The 22,968-nt window shown below is 66.0% G+C and carries 20 protein-coding genes; 13 read left to right on the top strand and 7 right to left on the bottom strand.

Going from position 1 to position 22,968, the window contains the following annotated elements:
* Positions 1-46 precede the first annotated feature (46 nt).
* Together radC and map are read right to left on the bottom strand one after the other, a co-directional pair.
* On the bottom strand, positions 47-781 hold the full coding sequence (gene radC / locus BHK69_RS23760) for a RadC family protein (RefSeq protein ID WP_069692256.1): 735 nt from the start codon (positions 779-781) through the stop codon (positions 47-49).
* Positions 778-1,602, bottom strand: coding sequence for a type I methionyl aminopeptidase (map, locus tag BHK69_RS23755; RefSeq protein WP_069692255.1), 825 nt, complete (start codon positions 1,600-1,602; stop codon positions 778-780). The genes radC and map overlap by 4 nt, the downstream gene beginning before the upstream one ends.
* Positions 1,603-1,758: 156 nt before the next feature.
* Between map and BHK69_RS23750 the strand changes: the two genes are divergently transcribed.
* A complete protein-coding gene (locus tag BHK69_RS23750; protein WP_069692254.1) occupies positions 1,759-2,235 on the top strand; it encodes a CinA family protein in 477 nt (158 codons plus the stop codon).
* Between the two features lie 6 nt (positions 2,236-2,241).
* Here the strand turns inward: BHK69_RS23750 and BHK69_RS23745 are convergent, their stop codons facing one another.
* On the bottom strand, positions 2,242-3,237 hold the full coding sequence (locus BHK69_RS23745) for a TRAP transporter substrate-binding protein (RefSeq protein ID WP_069692253.1): 996 nt from the start codon (positions 3,235-3,237) through the stop codon (positions 2,242-2,244).
* 133 nt (positions 3,238-3,370) lie between these two features.
* On the opposite strand from BHK69_RS23745, the gene BHK69_RS23740 reads away from it, so the two are divergent.
* From BHK69_RS23740 to gpt, 4 genes are all read left to right on the top strand, one after another.
* Positions 3,371-4,222, top strand: coding sequence for an FkbM family methyltransferase (locus BHK69_RS23740; RefSeq protein WP_069692252.1), 852 nt, complete (start codon positions 3,371-3,373; stop codon positions 4,220-4,222).
* A gap of 124 nt (positions 4,223-4,346) precedes the next feature.
* Positions 4,347-5,102: a competence/damage-inducible protein A gene (locus tag BHK69_RS23735; protein ID WP_069692251.1), complete on the top strand. Its 756-nt coding sequence runs from the start codon at positions 4,347-4,349 to the stop codon at positions 5,100-5,102.
* Positions 5,103-5,412: 310 nt separating this feature from the next.
* Positions 5,413-7,332 (top strand): methyl-accepting chemotaxis protein, encoded by a 1,920-nt coding sequence (locus BHK69_RS23730; RefSeq protein ID WP_069692250.1) that lies wholly within the window; start codon positions 5,413-5,415, stop codon positions 7,330-7,332.
* 164 nt (positions 7,333-7,496) lie between these two features.
* Entirely contained in the window at positions 7,497-8,006 is a 510-nt protein-coding gene (gene gpt / locus BHK69_RS23725) for a xanthine phosphoribosyltransferase (protein WP_069692249.1), read from the top strand.
* A 23-nt stretch (positions 8,007-8,029) separates the two neighbouring features.
* Here gpt and BHK69_RS23720 read toward each other — a convergent pair whose 3' ends face one another.
* Positions 8,030-8,992, bottom strand: a complete 963-nt coding sequence (locus BHK69_RS23720; protein ID WP_069692248.1) for a DMT family transporter — start codon at positions 8,990-8,992, stop codon at positions 8,030-8,032.
* A gap of 395 nt (positions 8,993-9,387) precedes the next feature.
* On the opposite strand from BHK69_RS23720, the gene BHK69_RS23715 reads away from it, so the two are divergent.
* Complete coding sequence (locus BHK69_RS23715; protein ID WP_069692247.1) at positions 9,388-10,092, top strand: glutathione S-transferase N-terminal domain-containing protein; 705 nt, start codon at positions 9,388-9,390, stop codon at positions 10,090-10,092.
* 91 nt (positions 10,093-10,183) lie between these two features.
* Entirely contained in the window at positions 10,184-11,311 is a 1,128-nt protein-coding gene (locus BHK69_RS23710) for a D-alanine--D-alanine ligase family protein (RefSeq protein ID WP_069692246.1), read from the top strand.
* Positions 11,312-11,581: 270 nt separating this feature from the next.
* On the opposite strand, the gene BHK69_RS23705 is transcribed toward BHK69_RS23710, so the two are convergent.
* Positions 11,582-12,481: an EamA family transporter gene (locus tag BHK69_RS23705; RefSeq protein WP_069693915.1), complete on the bottom strand. Its 900-nt coding sequence runs from the start codon at positions 12,479-12,481 to the stop codon at positions 11,582-11,584.
* 84 nt (positions 12,482-12,565) lie between these two features.
* Between BHK69_RS23705 and BHK69_RS23700 the strand changes: the two genes are divergently transcribed.
* From BHK69_RS23700 to BHK69_RS23675, 6 genes are all read left to right on the top strand, one after another.
* The gene (locus BHK69_RS23700) at positions 12,566-13,042 is read left to right on the top strand and encodes an Lrp/AsnC family transcriptional regulator (RefSeq protein WP_069693914.1); all 477 of its coding nucleotides are present in this window, start codon (positions 12,566-12,568) and stop codon (positions 13,040-13,042) included.
* 230 nt (positions 13,043-13,272) lie between these two features.
* Positions 13,273-13,773, top strand: a complete 501-nt coding sequence (locus tag BHK69_RS23695) for a MarR family winged helix-turn-helix transcriptional regulator (RefSeq protein ID WP_244548300.1) — start codon at positions 13,273-13,275, stop codon at positions 13,771-13,773.
* Between the two features lie 7 nt (positions 13,774-13,780).
* Positions 13,781-15,001 (top strand): HlyD family secretion protein, encoded by a 1,221-nt coding sequence (locus BHK69_RS23690; protein WP_069692245.1) that lies wholly within the window; start codon positions 13,781-13,783, stop codon positions 14,999-15,001.
* Positions 14,994-16,544, top strand: coding sequence for a DHA2 family efflux MFS transporter permease subunit (locus BHK69_RS23685; protein ID WP_069692244.1), 1,551 nt, complete (start codon positions 14,994-14,996; stop codon positions 16,542-16,544). Before BHK69_RS23690 ends, BHK69_RS23685 begins: the two co-directional genes overlap by 8 nt.
* 87 nt (positions 16,545-16,631) lie before the next feature.
* On the top strand, positions 16,632-18,494 hold the full coding sequence (locus BHK69_RS23680) for a putative bifunctional diguanylate cyclase/phosphodiesterase (protein WP_069692243.1): 1,863 nt from the start codon (positions 16,632-16,634) through the stop codon (positions 18,492-18,494).
* Between the two features lie 106 nt (positions 18,495-18,600).
* Entirely contained in the window at positions 18,601-21,438 is a 2,838-nt protein-coding gene (locus tag BHK69_RS23675; protein WP_069692242.1) for a phosphoenolpyruvate carboxylase, read from the top strand.
* A 651-nt stretch (positions 21,439-22,089) separates the two neighbouring features.
* On the opposite strand, the gene BHK69_RS23665 is transcribed toward BHK69_RS23675, so the two are convergent.
* Complete coding sequence (locus BHK69_RS23665) at positions 22,090-22,395, bottom strand: hypothetical protein (protein ID WP_069692240.1); 306 nt, start codon at positions 22,393-22,395, stop codon at positions 22,090-22,092.
* 106 nt (positions 22,396-22,501) lie between these two features.
* Positions 22,502-22,867 carry a hypothetical protein gene (locus BHK69_RS23660; RefSeq protein WP_069692239.1) on the bottom strand — a complete coding sequence of 122 codons (366 nt, stop codon included), beginning with the start codon at positions 22,865-22,867 and terminating at the stop codon, positions 22,502-22,504.
* Positions 22,868-22,968 lie beyond the last annotated feature (101 nt).

Raw genomic sequence — 22,968 nt, 5'->3', positions numbered from 1 at the left:
ATCGCGTCGCATTCGGACGGAAGCGTCCGAATGCGACGCTATCTAGTTAGATCAGCCGCATCTCCTTCAAACTCGCATGGCCGTTTTTGCCGACGATGACGTGGTCATGCACGGCGATGCCAAGCGGAGCTGCGATGTCGACGATCGCCTTTGTTATCTGGATGTCCGCCTGCGATGGCGCCGGGTCGCCGGAGGGGTGGTTGTGGACGAGGATCAGCGCCGTTGCCGAGAGTTCCAGCGCCCGGCGCATGACCTCGCGCGGATAGACCGGCGTGTGGTCGACCGTGCCGGTCTGCTGCACCTCGTCGGCGATCACTGCGTTCTTCTTGTCGAGAAAGAGGATGCGGAACTGCTCGCGCTCGGCGAAGGCCATCGCCATGCGGCAATAATCGAGCACGGCCGACCAGGACGAGAGCACGGCGCGCTTGGCGACCGCGCCCTTGGCCATGCGCGTCAGCGCGGCTTCGACGATCTTGAGGTCGAGCGCCACGCCCGCGCCGACACCCTTGACCTCGGTGAGCCGCGTGGAGGGGGCGGCGAGCACCTCGGCGAAGGAACCGAAGCGCTGGATCAGCTCCTTGGCGAGCGGCTTGACGTCGCGCTGCGGGATCGAGCGGAAGAGCAGCAGTTCGAGCAGTTCGTAATCGGGCAGGGCGCCCGCGCCCGCATCCTGGAAGCGGGCGCGCAAGCGGTCGCGATGGCCGTGATAATGCGGGGCGGCGTCGGGAAGGGCGCCTGACGGGGCGGCGCGGTTTGGAACCTTGCCGCCCTCTGCCGTCATCGCAGCGCGAGCGGATTGTCGCGTCCGGTCGGCGACAGCGTGAAGATCTCGCAGCCGGTTTCGGTGACGCCGATGGTGTGCTCGAACTGGGCCGAGAGCGAGCGGTCGCGCGTTACGGCGGTCCAGCCGTCGGAGAGGACTTTCACCCCGGATTTGCCGAGATTGATCATCGGCTCGATGGTGAAGATCATGCCGGTCTTGAGCTGCGGGCCTTCGCCGGGTGAGCCGTAATGCAGGATGTTGGGCGCGTCGTGGAAGACCTGGCCGACGCCGTGGCCGCAGAAATCCCGGACCACCGAGCAGCGCTCGCCTTCGGCATAGCGCTGGATGGCGAAGCCGATATCGCCTGTGGTCGCGCCGGCGCGCACGGCCTTGATGCCGCGCAGCAGGCTCTCATAGGTGATGTCGATCAGGCGCTCGGCCTTGCGCGAAATTTCGCCGACGCCGTACATCCGGCTGGAATCGCCATGCCAGCCATCGACGATCAATGTGTAGTCGATATTGAGGACGTCGCCCTCGCGCAGTGGCTTGTCGTCGGGGATGCCGTGGCAGACGACATGGTTGATCGAGGTGCAGATCGACTTGGTGTAGCCGCGATAGAACAGGGTCGCCGGATAGGCGCCGTTGTCCATGGCGAACTGGAAGGCGAGATCGTCGAGGCGCTGGGTGGTGACGCCCGGCTTGACGTAGTCGCCGAGCATGTCGAGGCCTGCGGCGGTCAACCGGCCAGCCTTGTGCATGGCCGCGAAGGCCTCGGCGCCGTGCAGCTTGATCACCGGATCGCGCATGCGCGACCGTCCCAGGGTTTCGTCGAATGTCATCGTGACGCTATGGCTCCTTGCCGACCATATCTATTGGGTTTGGCGTATGGTGCAAGACGGTTGCAATGCGGGCCGGGTCGCTTGACGCGCATTGGGATTGGGTCTGCAGCCGGTATCAGGCATGCGATCGCAGCGCCGAAAAGAGTTGGAGCGGGCATGCAGGGATTGTTGGAACTGGCGGGGCAGATCGGGACGCGGCTCAAGGCGCGCGGCGAGACCGTGGCCGTGGCGGAATCCTCGGCTGGCGGCCTGATCGCGGCCTCGCTCCTGGCCCAGCCCGGCGCATCCGCCTTCTTCGTCAGCGGCGCCGTCGTCTACACCAGGCAGGCGCGCGAGGGCTTGATGGGCATCTCGCTTGCGGAGATGGAGGGCATCCGCTCGGCCAGCGAGCCCTATGCCCTGCTGCTGGCGCGGCGGTTGCGCGAGCGCTTCGGCGCGAGCTGGGGGTTGGCGGAAACCGGCGCTTCCGGGCCCTCGGGCAACAGCTATGGCGATGCGCCGGGCCATAGCTGCCTGGCGATCTCCGGACCTGTCGAACTGGTCAGGACGATCGAGACCGGCTCCGGCGACCGCATCGCCAATATGCGCATCTTTGCAGCATCGGCTCTGGGGCTTCTGCACGACAACCTGTGAGCGGGTTCAGCGCGGGCGCGCCAGGAAGTCCGTCAGGACTTGCTGCGCCGCCGGATCGGCTATGGTTTTCCATTGCGCCACGGATTGCGCGGCTGCGGCCCGCAAGGCCTCCATCACCTCCTTGGGCGGCGCCTCGTCGATCGCGACGCCATTGTCGCGCATGCGCTTGTAGTTGATCGCAACGCGGCCGCTCATCGCCTGCCATTGATGCGCGCTCGTCTCGGCTGCGGCAGTCTCAACGGCGGCTTGCGTCGCGGTGTCGAGCTTCTGCCAGGCGTCGAGCGAGACCGAGGCGAAGCTCAGGGGCACGGCGTAGAGGATCTCCGAGAAGTTGCGGGTGTATTTCCACAATTGCCGGCCGGCCCCGCCATCGCCGGAGGAAAGCACAGCGTTGATCTCGCCGGAGTCCAGCTTGGGGTTGAGGTCGGAGAAGGAGACGATGCCGGCGCTTGCCGCGACCTGCGCCAGCACCTCGGTTCCGGTCTTGTCATAGGTCCTGATCTTCAGCGCCTTCAGCGCCGCAAGGTCCGTCAGCGGTGCCGCCGACCAGATGCCCGAGGGCGGCCAGGGCGAGATGTAGAGCAGCTTCTGCCCGCGCGCCGCGAAGAGGCTTTCGTACAGTGGCTTGGCGGCGTCATAGAGCGCTTTGGCATCCGCCGGCGAAGCGGTGACGAAGGGCAGGGAGGAGAGCAGGAAGAGCGGAGCCTCGTCGCCCAGCGCGCCGCCAAAGCTGTTGGCCATGGCGAAGCGCCCGTCCGAGACCGCTTTCAGCTGCTCGCGCGTACGCAGTCCCGATTTCGCGTCGGGAATCGGGTTGATCGTGAGCTTTCCGGCTGCCTTCGCCTTCACCGCCTCGGCGAAGAAGGCGTCCGCCTCGCCGGGCAGCGACGAGGCCGGATATTCGTTGATGACGTCCCAGCGCGCCTCTTGCGCCAAAGCGGGGTGCGCCAAGGCAGAGCAGATCAGGCCTAGAGCCAAGGCAAGCGTTGGGAGAAATCGCATCGACAGGCTCCGTGGCTTAAGCGCCGGGTGTGGCGTGGCAGGGTGCAATGCCAGACCGGCTGGGGGAAGACGGATGGAAGCAAAAGCTGTTCCGGCTGGCGCGCACGCGACATGGGGTGTATCACGCCGCCCCATGGCCATCACCGATCAGACACAAGCCGAGGCGAAGCCTTTCGGCGCCTTCGCTCCCCGCGGCGTTCTCGCACGCATCATCGCCTGGACGCGCTGCGCGCCCGACAGCTTCCTCGGCCGCAAGACCGCCTATGCGCTGCGCCGCCTGGGATTGCGCTCGCTCGCCGGCGCACCGGTCGACATCGAATCGCTCGGCGCGAAGATGCGGCTCTATCCGGACGGCAATGTCTGCGAGAAGCGCGTGCTGTTCACGCCGCAATATTTCGACCAGCGCGAGCGCGATCTGCTCGCCGGCCGCATTCGCGAGGGTTTCCGCTTCATCGATATCGGCGCGAATATCGGGGCTTACTCCCTGTTCGTTGCGGCGAAGGCGGGGCCGGGCGCCCGGATTCTCGCGGTCGAGCCGCAGCCCGATGTGTTCGCGCGGCTCGCCTTCAACATCGCGCAGAACCCGTTCGGCACGGTCAAGGCGATCGCCTGCGCGCTCGCCGACAAGCCGGGCGAGCTGACGCTGTTCCTTGACCCGGCCAATAAGGGCGAGTCGAGCGTGCGCATCCTGCGCTCCAGCACGGGCGCCACCGTCAAGGTGCCGGCAACGACGCTGCTCGCCTTGCTCCAGAGCGAGGGCTATGAGCGGCTCGATGCGGTCAAGCTCGATGTCGAGGGCGCCGAGGATCTGATCCTCGAACCCTTCCTGCGCGACGCGCCGGAAGCGCTCTGGCCGAGCTTCATCATCATCGAGGATTCGCGCGAGCGCTGGCAGATGGATCTGGTGGGGCTGTTGACGCAGCGCGGCTACCGCATGCTGGCGCAGACGCGGCTGAACCTCGTCTTCGAGCGCGACGCCGCCTGAGGTTCGCCCTGCCGCGCATGAGGGGCGCGCGGGCGACGGCTTGAGCCCGGTTGCCGGAGGCCCTAGCTGTAGGGGAGAAACGGCCGTCCGCGCTTTGCCGGCCGCCCAGCCAGAGGCACCGGCCATGACGTCCAGCAGCGAAACCACGCCCGTGACGGCGGCGATCCTGGTGATCGGCGACGAGATTCTCAGCGGCCGGACCAAGGACAAGAATATCGGCTATATCGCCGAATATCTCACCAATATCGGCATCGATCTGCGCGAGGTGCGCGTGGTGTCCGATATCCAGGATGAGATCGTCCAGGCGCTGAATGCGCTGCGCGCCCGCTTCACCTATGTCTTCACCACCGGCGGCATCGGCCCGACGCATGACGACATCACCGCCGATGCGGTAGCAGCGGCCTTCGGCGTCTCGATCGACCACGATCCGCGCGCCATCGCGATGCTGTCCGAGCGCTTTCCTCCCGACCAGCTCAACGAGGCAAGGCTGCGCATGGCCCGCATTCCGGCCGGCGCGGATTTGATCGCCAACTCGGTCTCCAAGGCGCCGGGCTTCAACATCGGCAATGTCTATGTCATGGCCGGCGTGCCCTCGATCATGCAGGCGATGCTCGATGTCGTCGCGCCGACGCTGCGGACCGGGGTCAGGATGCTGTCGGATACGGTGCGCGCCGGCTTGCGCGAGGGTGATATCGGCACGGCGCTGGCGGAGGTGGCGAAGGCGCATCCCGAGGTCTCGATCGGCTCCTACCCGTTCTTCTCGGAAGCGGGTCCCGACACCAACATCGTCGTGCGCTCGCGCGACCCCGAAAAGCTCGCGGTCGCGATGGCGGCTGTCCAGGCGATGATCGACAGCGAACGCGCGAGGCTTGCTGTCTAGCCTCAGAACCACACCGTCATCCTGGCCGAAGCGAAGCGGAGCGCCGGGATCCATCGGAGGCCAGGCCTTTTAAAGGATTGGCCCTACGATGGATCCCGGGACGACCTTCGGTCGCCCGGGATGACGGCGTGGTTCTGCGTATGGACGGCGCGACAATGACCTAAGGTAATCAATCTACAGGTTGTATTAACCGAGTTGTGGCAATTTTAAGTTGCATAACTCCCGGCTCCTTTCCTGGTGGTTGTCGCCGGCATCCCGCCGCCGAAACCTGCCATGCGAGCGTGTCCGGGGGCAGCTTAAGGGGGGATCCATGTCGCGCCTTTCCAGCCTGTTTTCGAACCGCCATGTCACCGGCCAACTCGATGCGATCAACCGTTCGCAAGCGGTGATCGAGTTCGATCTCACCGGCAAGGTTCTGAACGCCAACGAGAATTTCCTGGCGACGCTGGGTTACACGCTGGCCGAGATCAAAGGCCAGCACCACAGCATGTTCGTCTCGCCGGCTGAGCGCGAAACGCCGGCATACAAGCAGTTCTGGCTCGATCTCGGCCGCGGCGAGTACTCGCGCGGGCAATATCTGCGCATCGGCAAGGGCGGCAAGGAGATCTGGATCCAGGCGAGCTACAACCCGATCCTCGGCGCCGGCGGCAAGCCGGTCGGCGTGGTCAAGTTCGCCACCGACATCACGCAGGAGAAGAACCGTCTCGCGGATCTGGAAGGCCAGCAGCAGGCGATCAACAAGGCTCAGGCCGTGATCGAGTTCGATCTCACCGGCAAGGTGCTGCATGCCAATGAGAACTTCCTGGCGGTGCTCGGCTACTCCCTCTCCGAGGTGGTCGGCCGGCATCATTCCATGTTCGTCGATCCCGCTGAGCGCGAAACCTCGGCCTATCGCCAGTTCTGGGAGCGCCTCGGGCGCGGCGAATACGACGCAGCGCAATATCGCCGCGTCGGCAAGGCCGGCAATCAGATCTGGATCCAGGCGAGCTACAATCCGATCATGGATGCCAAGGGGCAGCCCTATAAAGTGGTGAAATTCGCCACCGACATCACGGCGAGCTTCAAGGGCCAGCAGCTCGAGGCGGCGGTGCGCGAAACCGGCGAGGTGATCGCCCGCGCCAAGGACAAGGACCTGACGGGGCGCGTCTCGCTTGAGGGCAAGAGCGGCGAGATCGCCCAGCTCTGCGCCGGGGTGAACGATCTGATCGATACGATGGCGGCGGTGGTGTCCTCCGTCCGCGAGATTTCCGGCCGGATCGACGCGGCTTCGACCAGCATCTCCTCGGACAGCGCCCAACTCGCGGAGCGGACCGAGGCCAACGCCTCGAGCCTGCAGGAAACGGCGGCGACGACCGAGGAACTCGCGGCCTCGGTCAAGCACAGCGCCGGCAATTCGCGCGCCGCCGTGGCGCTCGGCGAAGAGGCGACCCAGGTCGCGGTCCGCGGCGGGGCGATCGTTACCGAGGCCGTCAGCGCGATGGAGCGGATCGAGAAGGCCTCGTCCAGCATTTCCGAGATCATCGCGATGATCGACGAGATCGCCTTCCAGACGAATCTGCTTGCGCTCAATGCGGCGGTCGAGGCCGCCCGTGCCGGCGATGCCGGCCGGGGTTTCGCCGTGGTCGCCTCCGAAGTGCGGGCGCTCGCCAAGCGCTGCAGCGAATCCGCCAATGGCGTCAAATCGCTGATCGCCAACTCGACGCAGCAGATCCAGACCGGCGTGCAGCTCGTCAAGGATGCCGGCACGACGCTGCGCGAGATCGTCTCGGCCGCCTCGAAGGTCTCGACCACAGTCAGCGAGATCTCGCAGGCCAGCATCGAGCAGGCCAACGGCATCGACGAGATGGCGCGTACCGTCGCGCATATGGACGAGATGACCCAGCAGAACGCGCTCCTGGCCGATCAGAGCGCCAAGGTCGCGCGCGATCTCCAGCACGACACCTCGGCGCTCAGCGCGATGGTCGCGGCCTTCACGCTCGACGCTGGCGCGGACTTCGCGGCACGGATCGCAGGCGAGATCAGGCAGGCCGCGCCGCAGCTCCAGCGCCGCGCGCCGGCGCCTGCTCTTGCCCGCATGCCCGTTTCTGTCTCCATGCCCGCTCCGCGCGCGGCCCCGCCTGGCGGTAGCCGGCGGCAGCGCCGAGGGCTGGTCGGAGTTTTAGAGCCCGTTGTCTTGGCTCGGAACCACACCGTCATTCCGGGGCGCCCCGCAGCGGCGAGCCCGGAATGACGGAGAGGTTCCGGGCATGAAAAGCAGGTTCTGAACGGCGATCCGCCGCCTGCTATCCCGGCCTTCTGGGGATGGCGGGCGGCGGCCTCTTGTCAGCGCGGCGGGGATAGGGTTTGCCATCAGAGCGGCGCCATATGCGCCAAATGAAGCCCGGAGCCCGCGCCATGGCCGAACCGACCTCCAACAAGGCCTTTCCCGTATCCTGGGACCAGTTTCACCGCGACGCGCGCGCTCTCGCCTGGCGATTGGCCGAGAAGGGGCCCTTCGAGGCCATCGTCTGCATCACGCGCGGCGGGCTCGTGCCGGCCGCGATCATCTGCCGGGAGCTCGGCTTGCGGCTGATCGAGACGGTCTGCGTCGCGAGCTATCACGACTACAAGAACCAGTCCGAGCTCAAGGTGCTGAAGGATGTCGCGCCCTCGATCAAGGCGATCGGCGACGGCAAGGGCCGAGGCGTGCTCGTCGTCGACGATTTGACCGACACCGGCAAGACTGCCCGCGTCGTGCGCGAGATGCTGCCCAACGCGCATTTCGCCACGGTCTACGCCAAGCCTGCCGGCGTGCCGACGGTCGACACCTTCATCACCGAGGTCAGCCAGGACACCTGGATCTATTTCCCCTGGGATATGGGGCTCGCCTATGTCGAGCCGATCGCCAAGGACCACAAGGGCTGAAGCGCCAAGCGGCAGCTGAGGCTTCAGGCCACGCTGCGTGAGCGCAGCGCCACGGTCATGCCGGTGATGACCAGCAGCATGCCGATGATTTCCGCCGTCGAGGGCCACTCGCCGAGCAGGACCGCCCCAGTGAGCGCCGTGATCGCCGGGTTCAACGGCAGGAACAGGGTCGCGCGCGCCGCTCCCAGCAGCGCCACCGTCTGGGTGTAGAGAAACAGCGCCCCGACGCCGACCAGAGCGCCCTGGTAGAAGGCCTGCAGGGCAAGCGCGCCCCAGGCGACCTCGTCGAGCCGGATCGGCAGCGCCAGGGTGACGACGGGCAGGAACAGCAGCGAGAGCAGGCAGGTCGCGATGGTGACGTCGATCGCGTCCGCGCCCCAGCGCTTCGCCAGCAGCCCGAACACTGTCCACATCATCGCGGTGAGCACGAACAGCAGGTCACCGATCCAGGCACTGTCGTGGGCGGGGGCATGTCCAAGGGACTGTGAGGAAAGCGCCTGCCAGGAGAAGACTCCAACGCCCGCCAGCACCAGCGCGAGCCCGGCCAGCCGCATCCGACCCGGCCGTTCGCCCGCCAGGGCATAAGCGAGAATGGCAGTGAAAACCGGGATCAATCCCGGCGTGATGGTCGCGGAATGCAGCGCCGGGGCGAAGGAGGCGCCGGCGATGAGCACCAGCGAATAGGGCGCGCCGGCAAGCGCTGTGAGCACCAGAGCGCGGCGCCAGCCGATCCGCCCGATCGGAAACGGCCGCATCCGCCGCAGTGCGAAGGGCAGCAGCAGGAGTGCGGCGGTCACAAAACGCAGGATCGTGACATCGGCCGCGGTCAATCCGTCGGCGACCGACTGGCGCGAGACCACGGCCTGGATGCCCCAGATCAGGCTGGTCGTCAGGCCACAGGCGATGCCGAGCCAGGGCGTCCGGCCGGCGGGCACGGCGAGGCGTGTGGCGGCGGCAAGTTGAGGCGGCGGAACGGCCTGGTTCACGGGGTGTGCTTTCCGGACGAGGCCGTGCGTCGCGCGCCTCTGCAAGAGCAGGATGCGAAAAAGTGGGAACCGGTTTTTCGCATTGATCCTGCTCTCACTCTTGGGTGAGAGACGGATTCAGATTTCAGATGGAAGCACGGAGTGATCCCATCTGAAATCATCCGGCTCTAGGGTGGCACTGCTATGCCGGCACGGCGGCCTTTGCTGCAAGCGCGCGCGCCATGGGGCGGTCCCGAGCTCGGCGCATGGCCGCCTCACAACCCGTATGTTCAAGCCCCCTTGGCTGCATGGCCGCATTTGCAGCCACGCATCTATGCGCGGTGCGCGCCGGCCTCTAGCTTTCGCGAAATTACGCCGCTTCGCTGCGGTGTCGCTCCTTCGACGAGGCCAGTGCCATGACCGATCTCTCCGCTTTCCCGATCTCCAAGCGCTGGCCGGCCCAGCATCCCGACCGTATCCAGCTCTATTCGCTGCCGACGCCCAATGGTGTGAAGGTTTCGATCGCGCTGGAGGAGCTCGAACTGCCCTACGAGCCGCATCTGATCGATATCGGCAAGAACGAGACCTGGGGCCCGGAGTTCCTCTCGCTGAACCCCAATGGCAAGATCCCGGCGATCATCGATCCCAATGGCCCCGGCGGAAAGCCTTTCGGGCTGTGGGAATCGGGCGCGATCCTGGTCTATCTCGCCGAGAAGACCGGCAAGCTCATCCCGAGCGATGCTGGCCTGCGCTACGAGACCCTGCAATGGGTCTTCTTCCAGATGGCGGGGGTGGGGCCGATGTTCGGCCAGCTCGGCTTCTTCCACAAATTTGCAGGCAAGGAGTATGAGGACAAGCGTCCGCGCGACCGCTACGCCAATGAAAGCAAGCGCCTGCTCGGCGTGCTGGAGACCAGGCTCACCGGCCGCGACTGGATCATGGGAAGCGAGTACAGCATCGCCGACATCGCCTTGCTCGGCTGGGTGCGCAACCTGGTCGGCTTCTATGGTGCTGGCGAGCTCGTCGACTATGCCAGCCTGAAGCAGGTGCCGCTCTGGCTCGAGCGCGGCCTGGCGCGGCCGGCGGTGCAGCGCGGCCTGGACAGCCCCAAGCGCGGGTAAGGGGGCAAGGCTCCGGCGACCGGACTTGCAGGCGTGGCGCAACAGAAAAACCGGTGTCCACTTTTTCGCGCAATGCTCTAGAACGCGGATCATGACAGAGAAAATCCGAGTCGCGGTCCTCTACGGGGGCAAATCCGGGGAGCATGAGGTTTCGCTGCAATCGGCGGCCTCGGTGATCCAGCATCTCGACCGGGACCGTTTCGACGTGATCCCGATCAGCATCGACAAGCAGGGCAAGTGGCAGTGGAACGACCTGCGCCTCATCGAGGAGGCGAAGGGGCGGGCGCTGCCGATCTTCGGCGATGCCCCGGAAATGCGGCTCTCGCCTCAGGCGGATGGGCGTGCCGCGCTCCTGCCGGTGACCGGCTCGGCAGCGAATCCGCGCCAGATCGACGTGGTCTTCCCGGTGATGCACGGCCCGCTCTGCGAGGACGGCGCAGTGCAGGGCGCGCTGGAACTCGCTGGCGTCGCCTATGTCGGCGCCGGCGTGCTGGGTTCGGCGATCGGCATGGACAAGGACATCGCCAAGCGCCTGGCCTTGTTCGCTGGATTGCCGGTGCTGCCCTATCTGGCGCTGGCGAAGCGCGATTATGAGCGCGACCCGGCCCGCTGGGTCCAGGCCGTACGCGAGAAGCTGACGCTGCCCGTCTTCGTGAAGCCCTGCAATATGGGCTCAAGCGTCGGCGTGCATAAGGTGAAGCAGTGGGAGGCGCTGGAGGCGGCGCTGCAAGACGCCTTCCTCTATGACCTCAAGGTCCTGGTCGAGCAGGGCATCGATGTCCGCGAGATCGAGGTGGCGGTGCTCGAGGGCGAGCCGCTGTTCACCAGCGTGGCGAGCGAGATCAACGCCAACCCCAAGCATGAATTTTATTCCTACGAGGCCAAATACCTCGATCAGGACGGCGCGACCGTCGATCTGCCGGCCAAGCTCGACGCGGCGCAAATGGAGCGGGTCAGGCAGCTCGCGAATGATGCCTTCGTCGCGCTCGAATGCAGCGGCCTGGCGCGGGTCGATTTCTTCCTCGACCGCCGGGGTGGAGACTTCTACTTCAACGAAATCAACACCTTGCCGGGCTTCACCTCGATCAGCATGTATCCCAAGATGATGGAAGCCTCCGGGCTGCCCTACCGCGAGCTGCTGAGCCGCCTGATCGAACTCGCTCTGGAGAAGCAAGCGCGCAAGCATGGGCTGAAGACGGATTATCAGGACCAGCTCTGAGGCGGGGTGGCTCCCGCGCTCTTTTTCCCTTCTCCCACCCATCTCGGGCTTGCCCGAGATGGGCAACCCAAAGTGTCAAAGTCGGCAACAGCCGACTTTGATGCGGGAGAAGGTGGCGCGCAGCGCCGGATGAGGGGGCGCCGTGCCCTGTCCGGTTGGCGTCGCGTTCAGCGAGGCGGAGGGCTCACAGCGCCCCCTCATCCGTCTCGGCTTCGCCGAGCCACCTTCTCCCGCGAGGGGAGAAGGGCCCACGCCCGCTTGACCAAGGGGCTATCCCGCGCTCGCCTTTGGCGGCGCGTGGACCGCAACGCCGGCTATGACCAGCGCCACGCCGAGAATGTCTTGCAGGCTTGGAATCTGGGCGAGGACGATCGCCGCAATGACGGTTGCCGTCGCAGGCAGGATCGCCAGGCAGAGCGCGAAGGTCTGACGCGGCAAGCGGGACATCGCAAGCTGGTCGGCTATGTAGGGAATGACCGACGAGCATAGTCCGACCGCGATGCCGGCAAGCACCAGGTTGGGCGCGCCAAACGCCCTGGCCGCCTCGCTGAAGCCGACCGGCATCAGGATGACGAAGGCAATGGCCATGGCGGCGCCAAGACGCTCGACGCCGCCATTCGCTCCGCCCTCCGCCGCTTTGTGACCGAGCACGATATAGCCCACGAAAAGCGCTCCATTCAGGCTTGCCCAGAGCAAGCCCAGCGCGTCCGTCGACCCTTTCAAGTCGATCATGATGAAGACGCCGAGCACCGCCAGAAGCAGCGCCAGGGCGTTGCGGCGCGTGCGCAGCCCGTAGAGGGCGACAGCAATCGTGCCGACGAACTCCATGGCCGCCACGAGGCTCATGGGGAGGCGGTCGAGCGCCAGATAGAAGGCCGTGTTCATGGCTGCGAGGCAGGCGCCGAGGCCGAACAGCAGCAGCCTCGTCTTCGCGTCGGCCTGCCGGATCGTTCGCCATGGCTTGGTGAAGGGCGCGAAGATGAGAGCAGCGGACGCGATCCGGAACCACGCCACGCCAAGAACTCCGACCGCTGGAAACAGCAGCACGGCGAAGGAGGGCCCGAGATAGTGGAAAATGGCACTGACCCCGAACCAGGCATAAGGCGGGACGGCTTCAGCGGCTCGATTGAGCGTCAGCTTCGATGATGGCACGAGTTGCTCCCTTGTCATCATCATGAGAGGATAATTCGCTCGGTTAAATGCCTGATGCGAGGAGAGTTTCCGTTTCCTCCTTGCAAATACATGGTGATTTCGATGAAGCGCCTTCGATATGAAAATGGTGGGTTGGACGCGACGGATCTCCGGCTGCTCGATGCGCTCGCCGCCGATGCGCGGATCAGCATCGCGGAGCTGGCGCGTCTCGTCGGGCTGTCTTCGCCGAGCGTGTCTGAAAGGGTCAGGCGGCTGGAGGAGGCCGGCGTGATCGAGGGCTACACCGTCACGATCAACCCCAAGGCGCTCGGCCTGCCGCTCGCGGCCTGGCTCCGTATCCGGCCGATTCCCGGCCAGCTTCACAATGTGACCGAAATCCTTCGGGGGATTCCGGAGATCGTCGAATGCGATCGCATCACCGGCGAAGATTGCTTCATCGCTCGCGCCCATGTCGAGACTGTCGAGGCGCTGGAGCAGTTGATCGACAAGCTCATCCCCTATTCGATGACGAACACGTCGATCATCCAGTCGTCTCCCGTCCAGCGCAGATTGCCGCCACTGAGGCTGCCGATCGCGTAACCCTGTCCGTGCATGGTGGAGAGGGCGTCGCGCTCCTTTTCCTTCTCCCGCATCAAAGTCGGCTGTTGCCGACTTTGACACTTTGAGTTGCCCATCTCGGGCAAGCCAGATGGGTGGGAGAAGGGAGGACAGCCGCGCGCCCTGGCGGCATGGCGGCCCTGCGCTGTCGGCTGCGACAAAACGCATCGCTCCCGTTGGAAGTCCTAGGCGTCAATATTATAAGCATGCCTATGAACAGCATGCCTAATGACCCGACAGGGCATCCGCCGCCATCCGTCGGCTTCCTCCTGCACGATGTGGCGCGTTTGCTGCGCAAGCGTTTCGAGCAGCATGGCCGGGCGCGCAGCCTCGGCCTGACGCGCTCGCAATGGCAGGTGCTCGCCTATCTCACCCATAATGAGGGCATTCAGCAGGGCGGGCTCGCCGAATTGCTGGAGGTCGAGCCGATCACGCTCGGGCGCATCGTCGACAAGCTCGAAGCCTGCGGCCTGGTCGAGCGGCGCGCGCATGCGACGGACCGGCGGATTTGGCGGCTCTTCCTGACCGAGAAGGCCGCGCCGAAGCTCGCCGAGATGCGCGGGATTGGCGAGATGACCCGGGCCGAAGCCTTCGGCGAAATCTCGGATGCCGAGCGCGAACATCTTCTCGCCCTTCTGGGGGCGATGAAATCGAATCTGACCGCCGCCTGCAGCAGCGCGCCGCGTGCGGACAAGCAGACCAGCCATGGATGAAGCAGCCATGAAGTCCGAATCCCAGGCCAATGACGAACCGACGCCGGCCAGCAACGTGACCGAGATCCGCCGAGCCGCGAGCAAGCTCGCCCCTTCGGCCGAGGCGACACCTCAGGCGGAAGCGCCGGCCAGCAAGGGTGTCGCCGCGAAACGGGCCGGTGCGCGGCGGCGGGCGCTGTTTGCGCTGCTGCCCGTCGCGCTCGTCGTCGGCGGCTATTTCTATGTTGTCGGCGGGCAGGTCATGTCGACCGAGAACGCCTATGTTCAGGCCGATATCGTCGGCCTCTCGACCGATTTCGCCGGCATCGTCAGTGACATCGGAGTTCGCGACAATCAGGTCGTGAAGGCAGGCGATGTCCTGTTCACGCTCGACGACCAGCAGTTCCGCCTCGCTCTCGACCGGGCGGATGCGCAGATCGGCATCGTCAAGAACGACATTGCCGCGCTGCAGGCGAGCTACAAGGGCGTGCAGAGCCAGATCGTTCAGGCGAAGATCGACATTGATTTCTATACGGTGGCGTTCAAGCGCCAGCAGGATCTGGCGACGAAATCCTATGCCTCGCAGGCGATCTTCGATCAGGCGAAGCATGATCTTGACGGCGCGGTCCAGAAGCTCGCCCTGCTCCAGACCCAACTTGCCGGGATCGGCGCCAATCTCAATGGCGATCCCGAGGCGCCGGCAACCGAGCATCCCCGCTACAAGGACGCCGTCGCCGCGCGCGGCGAGGCCGCCCGCCAATTGGCGCATACGGTGGTCAGGGCGCCGATGGACGGCATCGTGACGAATGTGCCGTCCCTGCAGAAGGGGCAGTATCTCGCCGCGGCGACGAACGCCTTCAGCCTGGTCTCGACCGACCATGTCTGGATCCAGGCCAGCCCCAAGGAAACCGAACTCACCTGGGTGCGCCCGGGGCAGAAGGTGACGGTCGCGGTCGATAGCTATCCGGGCCAGGACTGGACCGGCGTCGTCGACAGCATCAGCCCGGCCTCGGCGGCGAGCTTCTCGCTGCTGCCCGCCCAGAACACCAGCGGAAACTGGGTCAAGGTCGTCCAGCGCATCGCCATGCGCGTGCGCATCGAAACCCCGGCGGACAAGCCGCAATTGCGCGCCGGCATGAGCGTGGTGCTCGACATCGACACCGGCCATGCGCGCGGCCTGCCGAGCTTCGCCTCCTGGCCGTCTGGAAAGTCCTGGCCGTTTGGCAAATCAGAGCCGCGCCATGGCTGATCCCGCCGCGCCGGCGTTCGTCCGCGTCGCCAATCGCGGCGCGATCACCGCCTGCGTGATCCTCTCCGTGGTCATGCAGGCGCTCGATACGACGATCGCCAATGTCGCGCTGCCCTATATCCAGGGCAGCGTCTCGGCGAGCGCGGACCAGATCAACTGGGTCCTGACCTCCTATATCGTCGCAGCTGCGATCATGACGCCGCCCTCGGGCTTCCTGGCTGCGCGCTTCGGGCGCAAACGCGTGCTCTCGGCCGCGATCGTCGGCTTCGTCCTGGCCTCGATGCTGTGCGGCGCGGCGCAGTCGCTGTCGCAGATCGTCGGCTTCCGCCTGCTGCAAGGCTTCTTCGGCGCGGCGCTGGTGCCGATCTCCCAGGGTATCCTGCTCGATATCTACACGCCCGAGGAGCGCGGCTCGGCGATGGCGCTGTTTGGCGTCTCGGTGATGGTCGGCCCGGTGCTCGGCCCGGTGATCGGCGGCTGGCTGACCGAGAACATCTCCTGGCGCTGGGTCTTCTACATCAACCTGCCGCTCGGCGCGCTCGCCTTCACGGGCGTTGCGATCTACCTCAAGGAAACCGCCACCAACGCCACCGCGAAGCTCGACTGGATCGGCTTCGGGGCGCTCAGCCTCGGTATCGCCTCGCTGCAGATCTTCCTCGATCGCGGAGCGCAGCTCGACTGGTTCGATTCCGGCGAGATCATCATCGAGGCCGCGGTCTGCGCCGCCGCCTTCTACATCCTCGTGGTTCACACCTTCACGGCGCAGAACTCGTTCATCAAGCCACGCCTGTTCCTCGACCGGAATTTCAGCGTCGGCATGATCTTCATCTTCGTCGTCGGCATCACCTATCTCGCCTCGATGGCATTGATGACGCCCTATCTGCAGACGCTGATGGGCTATCCGGTCGTCACCGCCGGCGTCGTCATGGGGCCGCGCGGGCTTGGCACCATGGCCTGCATGTTCCTCGTAGGGCGCCTGATCGGCAAGGTCGATATCCGCCTGCTGCTGACGGCCGGCCTCGGCGTCAGCGCCTGGGCGATGTACGATATGTCCGGCTGGACGCCCGATGTCTCGCAGACCACGATCATGGTCACGGGCTTCATCCAGGGCGCGGGGCTGGGCCTTCTCTTCGTGCCGCTGACGACGGTGACCTTCGCGACCTTGCCGGCGCAGTTCCGTGGCGACGGCACGGGGCTCTACAACCTGTCGCGCAATATCGGCTCCAGCGTCGGCATTTCCTTCGTCGCCTATCTCCTGACCCGCAACACGCAGGTCAACCACGCGGAGATAGCCAACTACGTCACTCCCTATAATCGCGTCTTCGAGAACCCGGCGATCAAGCAGGCCTGGGATCCGCTGAAGCTCGCCGGCCGCGCCGCGCTCGACGAAATGGTCACCAAGCAAGCCACGGTCATCGCCTATATCGACGATTTCAAGCTGCTGATGTTGTTGTGCCTGGCCGCGATCCCGCTGGTCATCCTGCTGCGCAGCCCGAAGCGGCAGGAGGCTCCCACTGAGGATCATGCGATGGTGATGGAGTAGCGCCGCCCCATTGCAGCTAACAAAGGCTTAATCGACCGCGCTCTAGCATGGCGCCCTGAGCGGATACTCCGTTGAAAGAGCCTGATAGTGCGCGACCACCCCTTGCCAGAACCCGAGCCGGCGCGTTCCGCGGCCTGGCGCGAGTCCGGCATCGTCACGACGCAGCGCGACGGCGAACTGGCTCGCCTGCTGGAGCAGGTCGAGCGGTTGCAGTGGGAGGTGGAGGAGACATCCCGGCTCCTGCGCGGGCGCGACGAGGCACTGGCGCATAGCAAGAAGATCTTCGATCGCTCCTCCGAAGCTGCGAAAATCGGCGTCTGGGAATGTGATCTGACCGATGCCGATTCCCTGCGCTGGACCGACGCCGTCTACGATCTCTTCGAGCTCCCGCGCGGCTCCAAGCTCGACCGACTCAGAATCGTCGAGATGTACGACCCGGAATCGCGCGCCGCGATGCAGACCCTGCGCAGCAAGGCTATCCGCGAGCAGGGCGGCTTCACGCTCGACGCCAAGATCACGACCGCGCTCGGCAAGGAGCGTTGGATGCGGCTCACCGCCGATGTCGAGAGCGAAAACGGCGTCGCGGTGCGCATCTTCGGCATGAAGCAGGACATCACCGAGGAGCGGGCGCTCTGGGACAAGACGCGGTTCCTGGCGGAAATCGACCTCATGACCGGGCTCGCCAATCGCAGCCAGTTCCAGGCGATCTTGTCGGGCCAGAAGGGAGAGCCTGCCGGTCCGCTCCTGCTCGTCGATCTCGACGGCTTCAAGCAGGTCAACGACACCTTCGGCCATGGGCTCGGCGACGAATGCCTGAAGCAGGTTGCGCTGCGCCTGCGCGGCGTCTGCGCCGAGGCGCGATTGGTGGCGCGGATCGGCGGCGACGAGTTCGCGGTGCTGATGGGCGTGGCTTCCGATCGACTGGAGGCGGAGGCTCTGACCGAGCGCATCCTCGACGCTTTGCGTCGCCCGATCGCCTGGGGCGCGCATGTCTTCCAGCTTGGCGCGTCGGTGGGGATCGCGATCCCGCAAGGCTTCGACGCCTCGAGCTCGGCGGAGCTGTTCAGCCATGCCGATATCGCGCTCTATGCAGCCAAGGCGGCCGGCAAGAATACTTTCAGGGTCTTCGATCCGCAGATGAAGAGCGAGGGCGAGCGGCGCTTCGAGACTATCCGGGATATCGGCCGCGCCCTGATCGAGAACCAGCTCGAACTGCACTACCAGCCCAAGCTGCAGCTCTCCGACCAGAGCCTGTCGGGTTTCGAGGCGCTCCTGCGCCGGCGCATGCCCGATGGGCGGGTGGTCGCGGCGGGGGCCTTCCAGGCGGCCCTGAACGATCCCGACCTTTCGGCGCGGCTGGGCAAATGGGTGGTCGAGAAGGCCTTGCGCCAGGCCGGGCTCTGGCATCGCGCCGGCTTCGATTTCGGCAGCCTCGCGATCAATCTCAGCGCCTCGCAGCTCCATGACCATCATTTCGCGGAGACGCTGATCGAGAGCGTCGCCGAGCAGGGCCTGAGGCCCGGCATGATCGAGATCGAGGTGACCGAGGGCGTTTTCCTCGACGATGAATCCGGCCCGATGAAGCGCATCCTCGAGCGCCTGAAGCAGAGCGGCATGCGTGTTGCGCTCGATGATTTCGGAACGGGCTACGCCTCGCTCGTGCATCTGCGCAGCTATCCGATCGACGTGATCAAGATCGACAAATCCTTCGTGCAGCGTTTCCTCAGCTCGGCGCAGGATCGCGCCATCCTGGAGACGATCCTGCGCCTGGGGGCGAGCCTGGGCATGGACATCGTCGCCGAAGGCATCGAGACGGCGGCACAATTGCAGGCGTTGAAGGCGCTGGGCTGCCCGTTTGGCCAGGGCTTCCTGTTCTCGCCGGCGGTGCCAGCCTCGCGCGCCGTCGACTGGCTGCTGCCGGTCAGTTGCCGCCAGACCCGCGTGGCGTGATCTTCGTCTTCGCCTGGGTCTTCATCTTCGTCTTGGTCTTGCATCGCAGGTATCTTGCATCGCAGGTCCAAAACTTGCCTGCTCCATCTGTGAGGGAGTGCGGGTGATGACAGATGGGCTCGACGAGCAAGGTGGATCGGCGGCGCTGGCGCTGGAGCTCCAGGGCGCAATCGAGCAGGCGCGCAAGGATGCGCACGAAGACCCGTTCGGAAATCCCGTGCTCAGGCTCACGCTCTGGCTGACGCGGCGGATGGATCGCGGCGAGCTGGCATTGGACGCTGCGCATGCTCTCGTGCGCCATCTTGGCCGCGAGGCATTATACGAGCGGGCGGGGCGCGTAGCGGCCTATGTCGGGCTGACGGATGATGGCGATGTGCCGCTGCTGGCGCTGGCCGAGCGGCTGGCTGCTGCGGCCGAGGGCGAACCCGAGCCCTTTGCGCATTTCCGCATTGCGACCGCCCGGCCACGTTTCGCTGCCGTGTTCACGGCCCATCCGACTTTCGGCATGAGCCGGAAGCTGGCGCATGCGCTGGCCGACGTCGCCTCGGGCGAGGCGGCGGGCGCGGCTGTGATCGAGAATGAGGCGCTCTCCTTCCGGCCCGACGGCGCGATCACGCTGCAGGACGAATTCGAACAGGCGCGTTTCGCCGTGCGCCATGCCCGCGATGCGCTCGACCGCTTGAACGCGGCCTTGCTGACGGCGGCACGTTCGCGCTGGCCGGAGCGCTGGCACGAGCTCGCGCCGCGGCCCTTGATCCTGGCCTCCTGGGTCGGCTGCGACACGGATGGGCGCACCGATATCGGCTGGTGGGACACGCTGCGCTACCGGCTCGAATCCAAGCGCGGACAGTTCGTGCGCATTCTGGAGAAGCTGCCTCAGGTGGCCGCGACGGTCGAGGTGCGGGCGCTGGTGTCGGCCGCGCTCGCCGCTGTCGAGCGCCAGCTCGCGCTCGCGCCGCCGATCGGTACGCAACCGGCGCTGACCGCGCTGCAGGCCTTCGCCCTGGCTCTGGTCGGCGAGCGCGAGGCGGCCTTGCCGGAGGCCTCCGGATTGATCGCGGCGCTCGATCGCGCAATCGCGGCGGCCCGAGCCGATGACGAGACGGCGATGGCTCTGTGCCTGGTCAAGGCAGGTTGCGTTGCCCATGGCGTCTCGATCGCGCTGCCGCATTTCCGGCTCAACGCCTCGCAGCTCCACAATGCGATGCGCGGCGTCATCCCGCTCGATGAGGAACCTGCCTTGCCGGCGCAGCGGCGCGCCTTCCTCAGCGCCGCCAACGCCCTGCTCGGCAAGGTCGAGCCCGCGGTGGTCGATTTCGGCGCGCTCGCGGCCGAGCGCGCCTCGGCCGCGCGGATGATGATGACGATCGCGCAGATCGTGAAGCATCTCGACGGAACGCGCCCGGTGCGCTTTCTCGTGGCGGAAACCGAGACGGGCTACACGCTGCTCTGCGCGCTCTGGCTGGCGAAGCGCTTCGGCATCTCCGACAAGGTCGAGATCTCGCCGCTATTCGAGACCTCGGATGCGCTGGAACAGGGGCCGCGCATCATCGACGAGGCGCTGCGCAGCCCGCATTTCCGCGACTATCTCAAACAGCATGGCCGGCTCTGCATCCAGTTCGGCTATTCCGATTCCGGGCGCTATATCGGCCAGGTCGCGGCGACCTTCTGGGTCGAGCGCCTGCGTATCCGCATCTGCGAATTGCTGACGCGCTACGGGCTGAGCGATATCGAGCTCGTGATCTTCGACACCCATGGCGAGTCGGCGGGGCGCGGCGCGCATCCGCGCAGCCTCAGCGATCGCCTGGCCTATCTCGATCCGGCTTTCGCGCGGCAGGCCTTCAAGCGGGCGGGCATCGCGACGGTGCGCGAGACGAGCTTCCAGGGCAGCGACGGCTATCTGCTCTTCGGCACGCGGCAGATCGCGGCGGCGACAGTCGGGCGTATCGCCGAGGCCGTCTTCGGCGAAGGCCGGGATGCGGGCAAGGATGCGGCCGCCGACCCGATCTATCAGGAGCCGGATTTCGCCTCGGAGTTCTTTCAGACCGTGCGCGAGGAGATGACCGCGCTGGTCGATGATCCCGGCTATGCCGCGCTGATCGGCACCTTCGGTCCCTCGCTGCTCGACAAGACCGGCTCGCGCCCGGCGGCGCGGCAGAGCGATGCGGGCGGGCCGACCCGCATCCGCCATCCGCGCGAGCTGCGCGCCATCCCCAACAACGCGATTCTGCAACAACTCGGCTGGCTCGCCAACAGCGTGCATGGTCTCGGCCAGGCGGCCGGGCGCGCGCCCGACCTGTTTCGCGCCATGCGCGAACGCTCCGACCGCTTCGAGCGCGCCTACAGCCTGGCCAGCCATGCGATGGCCAATAGCGATCTCGACGTGCTGCGCGCCTATCTCGACACGCTCGACCCCGGCAACTGGTTCGACCGCGCGCGCCGGACGACGCGCGAGGGCCGGCGCGACGAACTGCTCGCGGTCGCCGATGCGCTGGCGCGGCTCGAACTCGCGCCGGCGTTGAGGCGCCTGTTCTGGCGACTCTCATCGGACTGGCTGAAGCTGCAGACGGTGGCGGGCGACACGCCGCGCATGTCGGTCAGGCTGGTCGCGCTACATGCGCTGCGGCTGGCGGTGATGCACCGGATCTGGCTCTCGGCGGCGCATATCCCGGATTTCCGGCCCCATGCCGGCTTGACGCGCGAGGCCCTGATCGAGCGCATCCTGCGGCTCGACATCCCGGCCTCGCTGCTTCTGCTCGGCGAGATCTTCCCGCTCAATCCCGATCCGACGATCGGGCTGGATTTCGGCGAGCCGCCGGGACCGCGCGAAGGCGGGACTTATGAAGCGTTGCACCGCGAGGTCTTCGCGCCGATGCGGGCCTGCTTCGACCTGCTGCGCCAAATCTCGGGCGCGATCCAGCACGAAATCGGGGCGTTCGGGTAGGCTTTCGGCCGCGTTCACCGCCCCGTCATTCCGGGGCAGGTCGCAGGCCTGAGCCCGGAACCCATGAACACGAAGCGTCATTCTCGGGCGCAGCGAAGCGGAGCCCCGAGAATTTCGGGCAAAAGATGCTCGGGTCAAGCCCACTGCTGCCCCGTTGGGGTTTTGGCCCCTGAGCGGATCTCCCCTCGCGGGTAAGATGAAGCGAAGTGTCGGATGAATGGCGCGGGGAACCCTTCTCCCGTGTGGGAGAAGGGCAGGGATGAGGGCCTGCCGCTGATTATTGAGGAGCGACCGCGCCGCAGCGCGGGCTTCATCCTGAAAGCGCAGGAGACGATGCGGAGCCGCTTGCGCGATCTGGTGGTCTGGCCTGCCCTCACCCCTGCCCCTCTCCCACACGGGAGAGGGGTTCCCCGCGCCTGTCTCATTCGTCACCGCCCGCTGGAAAACCTTCATTGCACGGAGCTTTTCGATCGGGCGCTCGCGGCGAACCGGACAGTCGTGGGTCAAGCCCGAGCATGACGGGGCTCCATCGGCTTTGGGTCCCGGGCTCTTCGCGGAGTTTATCCTTGGGCCGACCAAAGGTCGGACCCGAGGGCGAAGCCCCGGAATGACCCGTGGTTCCGTGCTCAGGCCGCGAGCTCTCGAGCCAGATTACGCCGCCCGGTCGAGCTCGACCACGACCGCAGTGTATTCCGGCGGGTGCGGGGCGAGCTTGGTCCGGGCGTCGTCGATCCAGCTGGCGAGCTTGATCACTTGCCCCAGGCTGGCGCTTTCTTCGTCGGGCTTTGCCGGCTCGATGATGGTGAGCCCGCCAGCGTCGAAGAAAAAGGTATGGTCGCCGAACACATCGCTGAGCTGGTCCGTGATCGGGTGGTTCTCCGGCAGGGCCTGGGTGCTTGGGATTTGGGCGTTCAACTGGTTCAGGGCGTGGTCGATGCGCGCTTCGGTCAGCTTCATGATCCTGTCCTTTCGTTTGGGGGAAAAGTTGACGAGCGCGCGGCGCACGATCGTCGGTCGGTTCCATGGTCCGACAAGACCTGGTTCCCACAAGACCTGGTCCCGATCAGACCTGTTCCTCGGCGACCAGGGTCAATTCACCGTCATCGTCGATGGCGGCGGCGATCACTTGCGCCGAGCTGAGGCCCTTGGCTTTCAGCGCCGAGGCGGCCATCGGCATCGCATCGATCGCCCGGCGCAGCTCCTGCAATTCATCCTGGCTGGTCTGCGAGGCGAGCGCATTGACCTGGGCCCGCAGCTCCGGCGACAGATTGCCCTTGTCGAGAACGGTGACGCTCTTGACGCCCGGAGCGGATTGGTTGCCGGGAGCTTGCGGCCGAGTCGGGGCGGGCGGATCCTGCTGGGCGCGGGCAGTGCCGCTGGCGGCGAAGGCGAGCGGCAGGCAAATCGCGATTATCGTCAGCTTACGCATGATCTCTCCTTTCCATGAGGGTCTGGAGCGGGAGAGGTCATCTCCCGATAACGAATCGATGCTAGCGGCCAATTCTGGTCAGCGTCTGTCGTTCGTCTGGC

This window comes from Bosea vaviloviae (assembly GCF_001741865.1).
Classification (GTDB): domain Bacteria; phylum Pseudomonadota; class Alphaproteobacteria; order Rhizobiales; family Beijerinckiaceae; genus Allobosea; species Allobosea vaviloviae.
This window is presented reverse-complemented; position numbering and strand designations above follow the sequence as displayed.

Coding starts and splice junctions, on each gene's coding strand:
- radC (WP_069692256.1), bottom strand. CDS start 781: ATGACGGCAGAGGGCGGCAAGGTTCCAAACCGCGCCGCCCCGTCAGGC.
- map (WP_069692255.1), bottom strand. CDS start 1,602: ATGACATTCGACGAAACCCTGGGACGGTCGCGCATGCGCGATCCGGTG.
- BHK69_RS23750 (WP_069692254.1), top strand. CDS start 1,759: ATGCAGGGATTGTTGGAACTGGCGGGGCAGATCGGGACGCGGCTCAAG.
- BHK69_RS23745 (WP_069692253.1), bottom strand. CDS start 3,237: ATGCGATTTCTCCCAACGCTTGCCTTGGCTCTAGGCCTGATCTGCTCT.
- BHK69_RS23740 (WP_069692252.1), top strand. CDS start 3,371: ATGGCCATCACCGATCAGACACAAGCCGAGGCGAAGCCTTTCGGCGCC.
- BHK69_RS23735 (WP_069692251.1), top strand. CDS start 4,347: ATGACGTCCAGCAGCGAAACCACGCCCGTGACGGCGGCGATCCTGGTG.
- BHK69_RS23730 (WP_069692250.1), top strand. CDS start 5,413: ATGTCGCGCCTTTCCAGCCTGTTTTCGAACCGCCATGTCACCGGCCAA.
- gpt (WP_069692249.1), top strand. CDS start 7,497: ATGGCCGAACCGACCTCCAACAAGGCCTTTCCCGTATCCTGGGACCAG.
- BHK69_RS23715 (WP_069692247.1), top strand. CDS start 9,388: ATGACCGATCTCTCCGCTTTCCCGATCTCCAAGCGCTGGCCGGCCCAG.
- BHK69_RS23710 (WP_069692246.1), top strand. CDS start 10,184: ATGACAGAGAAAATCCGAGTCGCGGTCCTCTACGGGGGCAAATCCGGG.
- BHK69_RS23705 (WP_069693915.1), bottom strand. CDS start 12,481: ATGACAAGGGAGCAACTCGTGCCATCATCGAAGCTGACGCTCAATCGA.
- BHK69_RS23700 (WP_069693914.1), top strand. CDS start 12,566: ATGAAGCGCCTTCGATATGAAAATGGTGGGTTGGACGCGACGGATCTC.
- BHK69_RS23695 (WP_244548300.1), top strand. CDS start 13,273: ATGAACAGCATGCCTAATGACCCGACAGGGCATCCGCCGCCATCCGTC.
- BHK69_RS23690 (WP_069692245.1), top strand. CDS start 13,781: ATGAAGTCCGAATCCCAGGCCAATGACGAACCGACGCCGGCCAGCAAC.
- BHK69_RS23685 (WP_069692244.1), top strand. CDS start 14,994: ATGGCTGATCCCGCCGCGCCGGCGTTCGTCCGCGTCGCCAATCGCGGC.
- BHK69_RS23675 (WP_069692242.1), top strand. CDS start 18,601: ATGACAGATGGGCTCGACGAGCAAGGTGGATCGGCGGCGCTGGCGCTG.
- BHK69_RS23665 (WP_069692240.1), bottom strand. CDS start 22,395: ATGAAGCTGACCGAAGCGCGCATCGACCACGCCCTGAACCAGTTGAAC.
- BHK69_RS23660 (WP_069692239.1), bottom strand. CDS start 22,867: ATGCGTAAGCTGACGATAATCGCGATTTGCCTGCCGCTCGCCTTCGCC.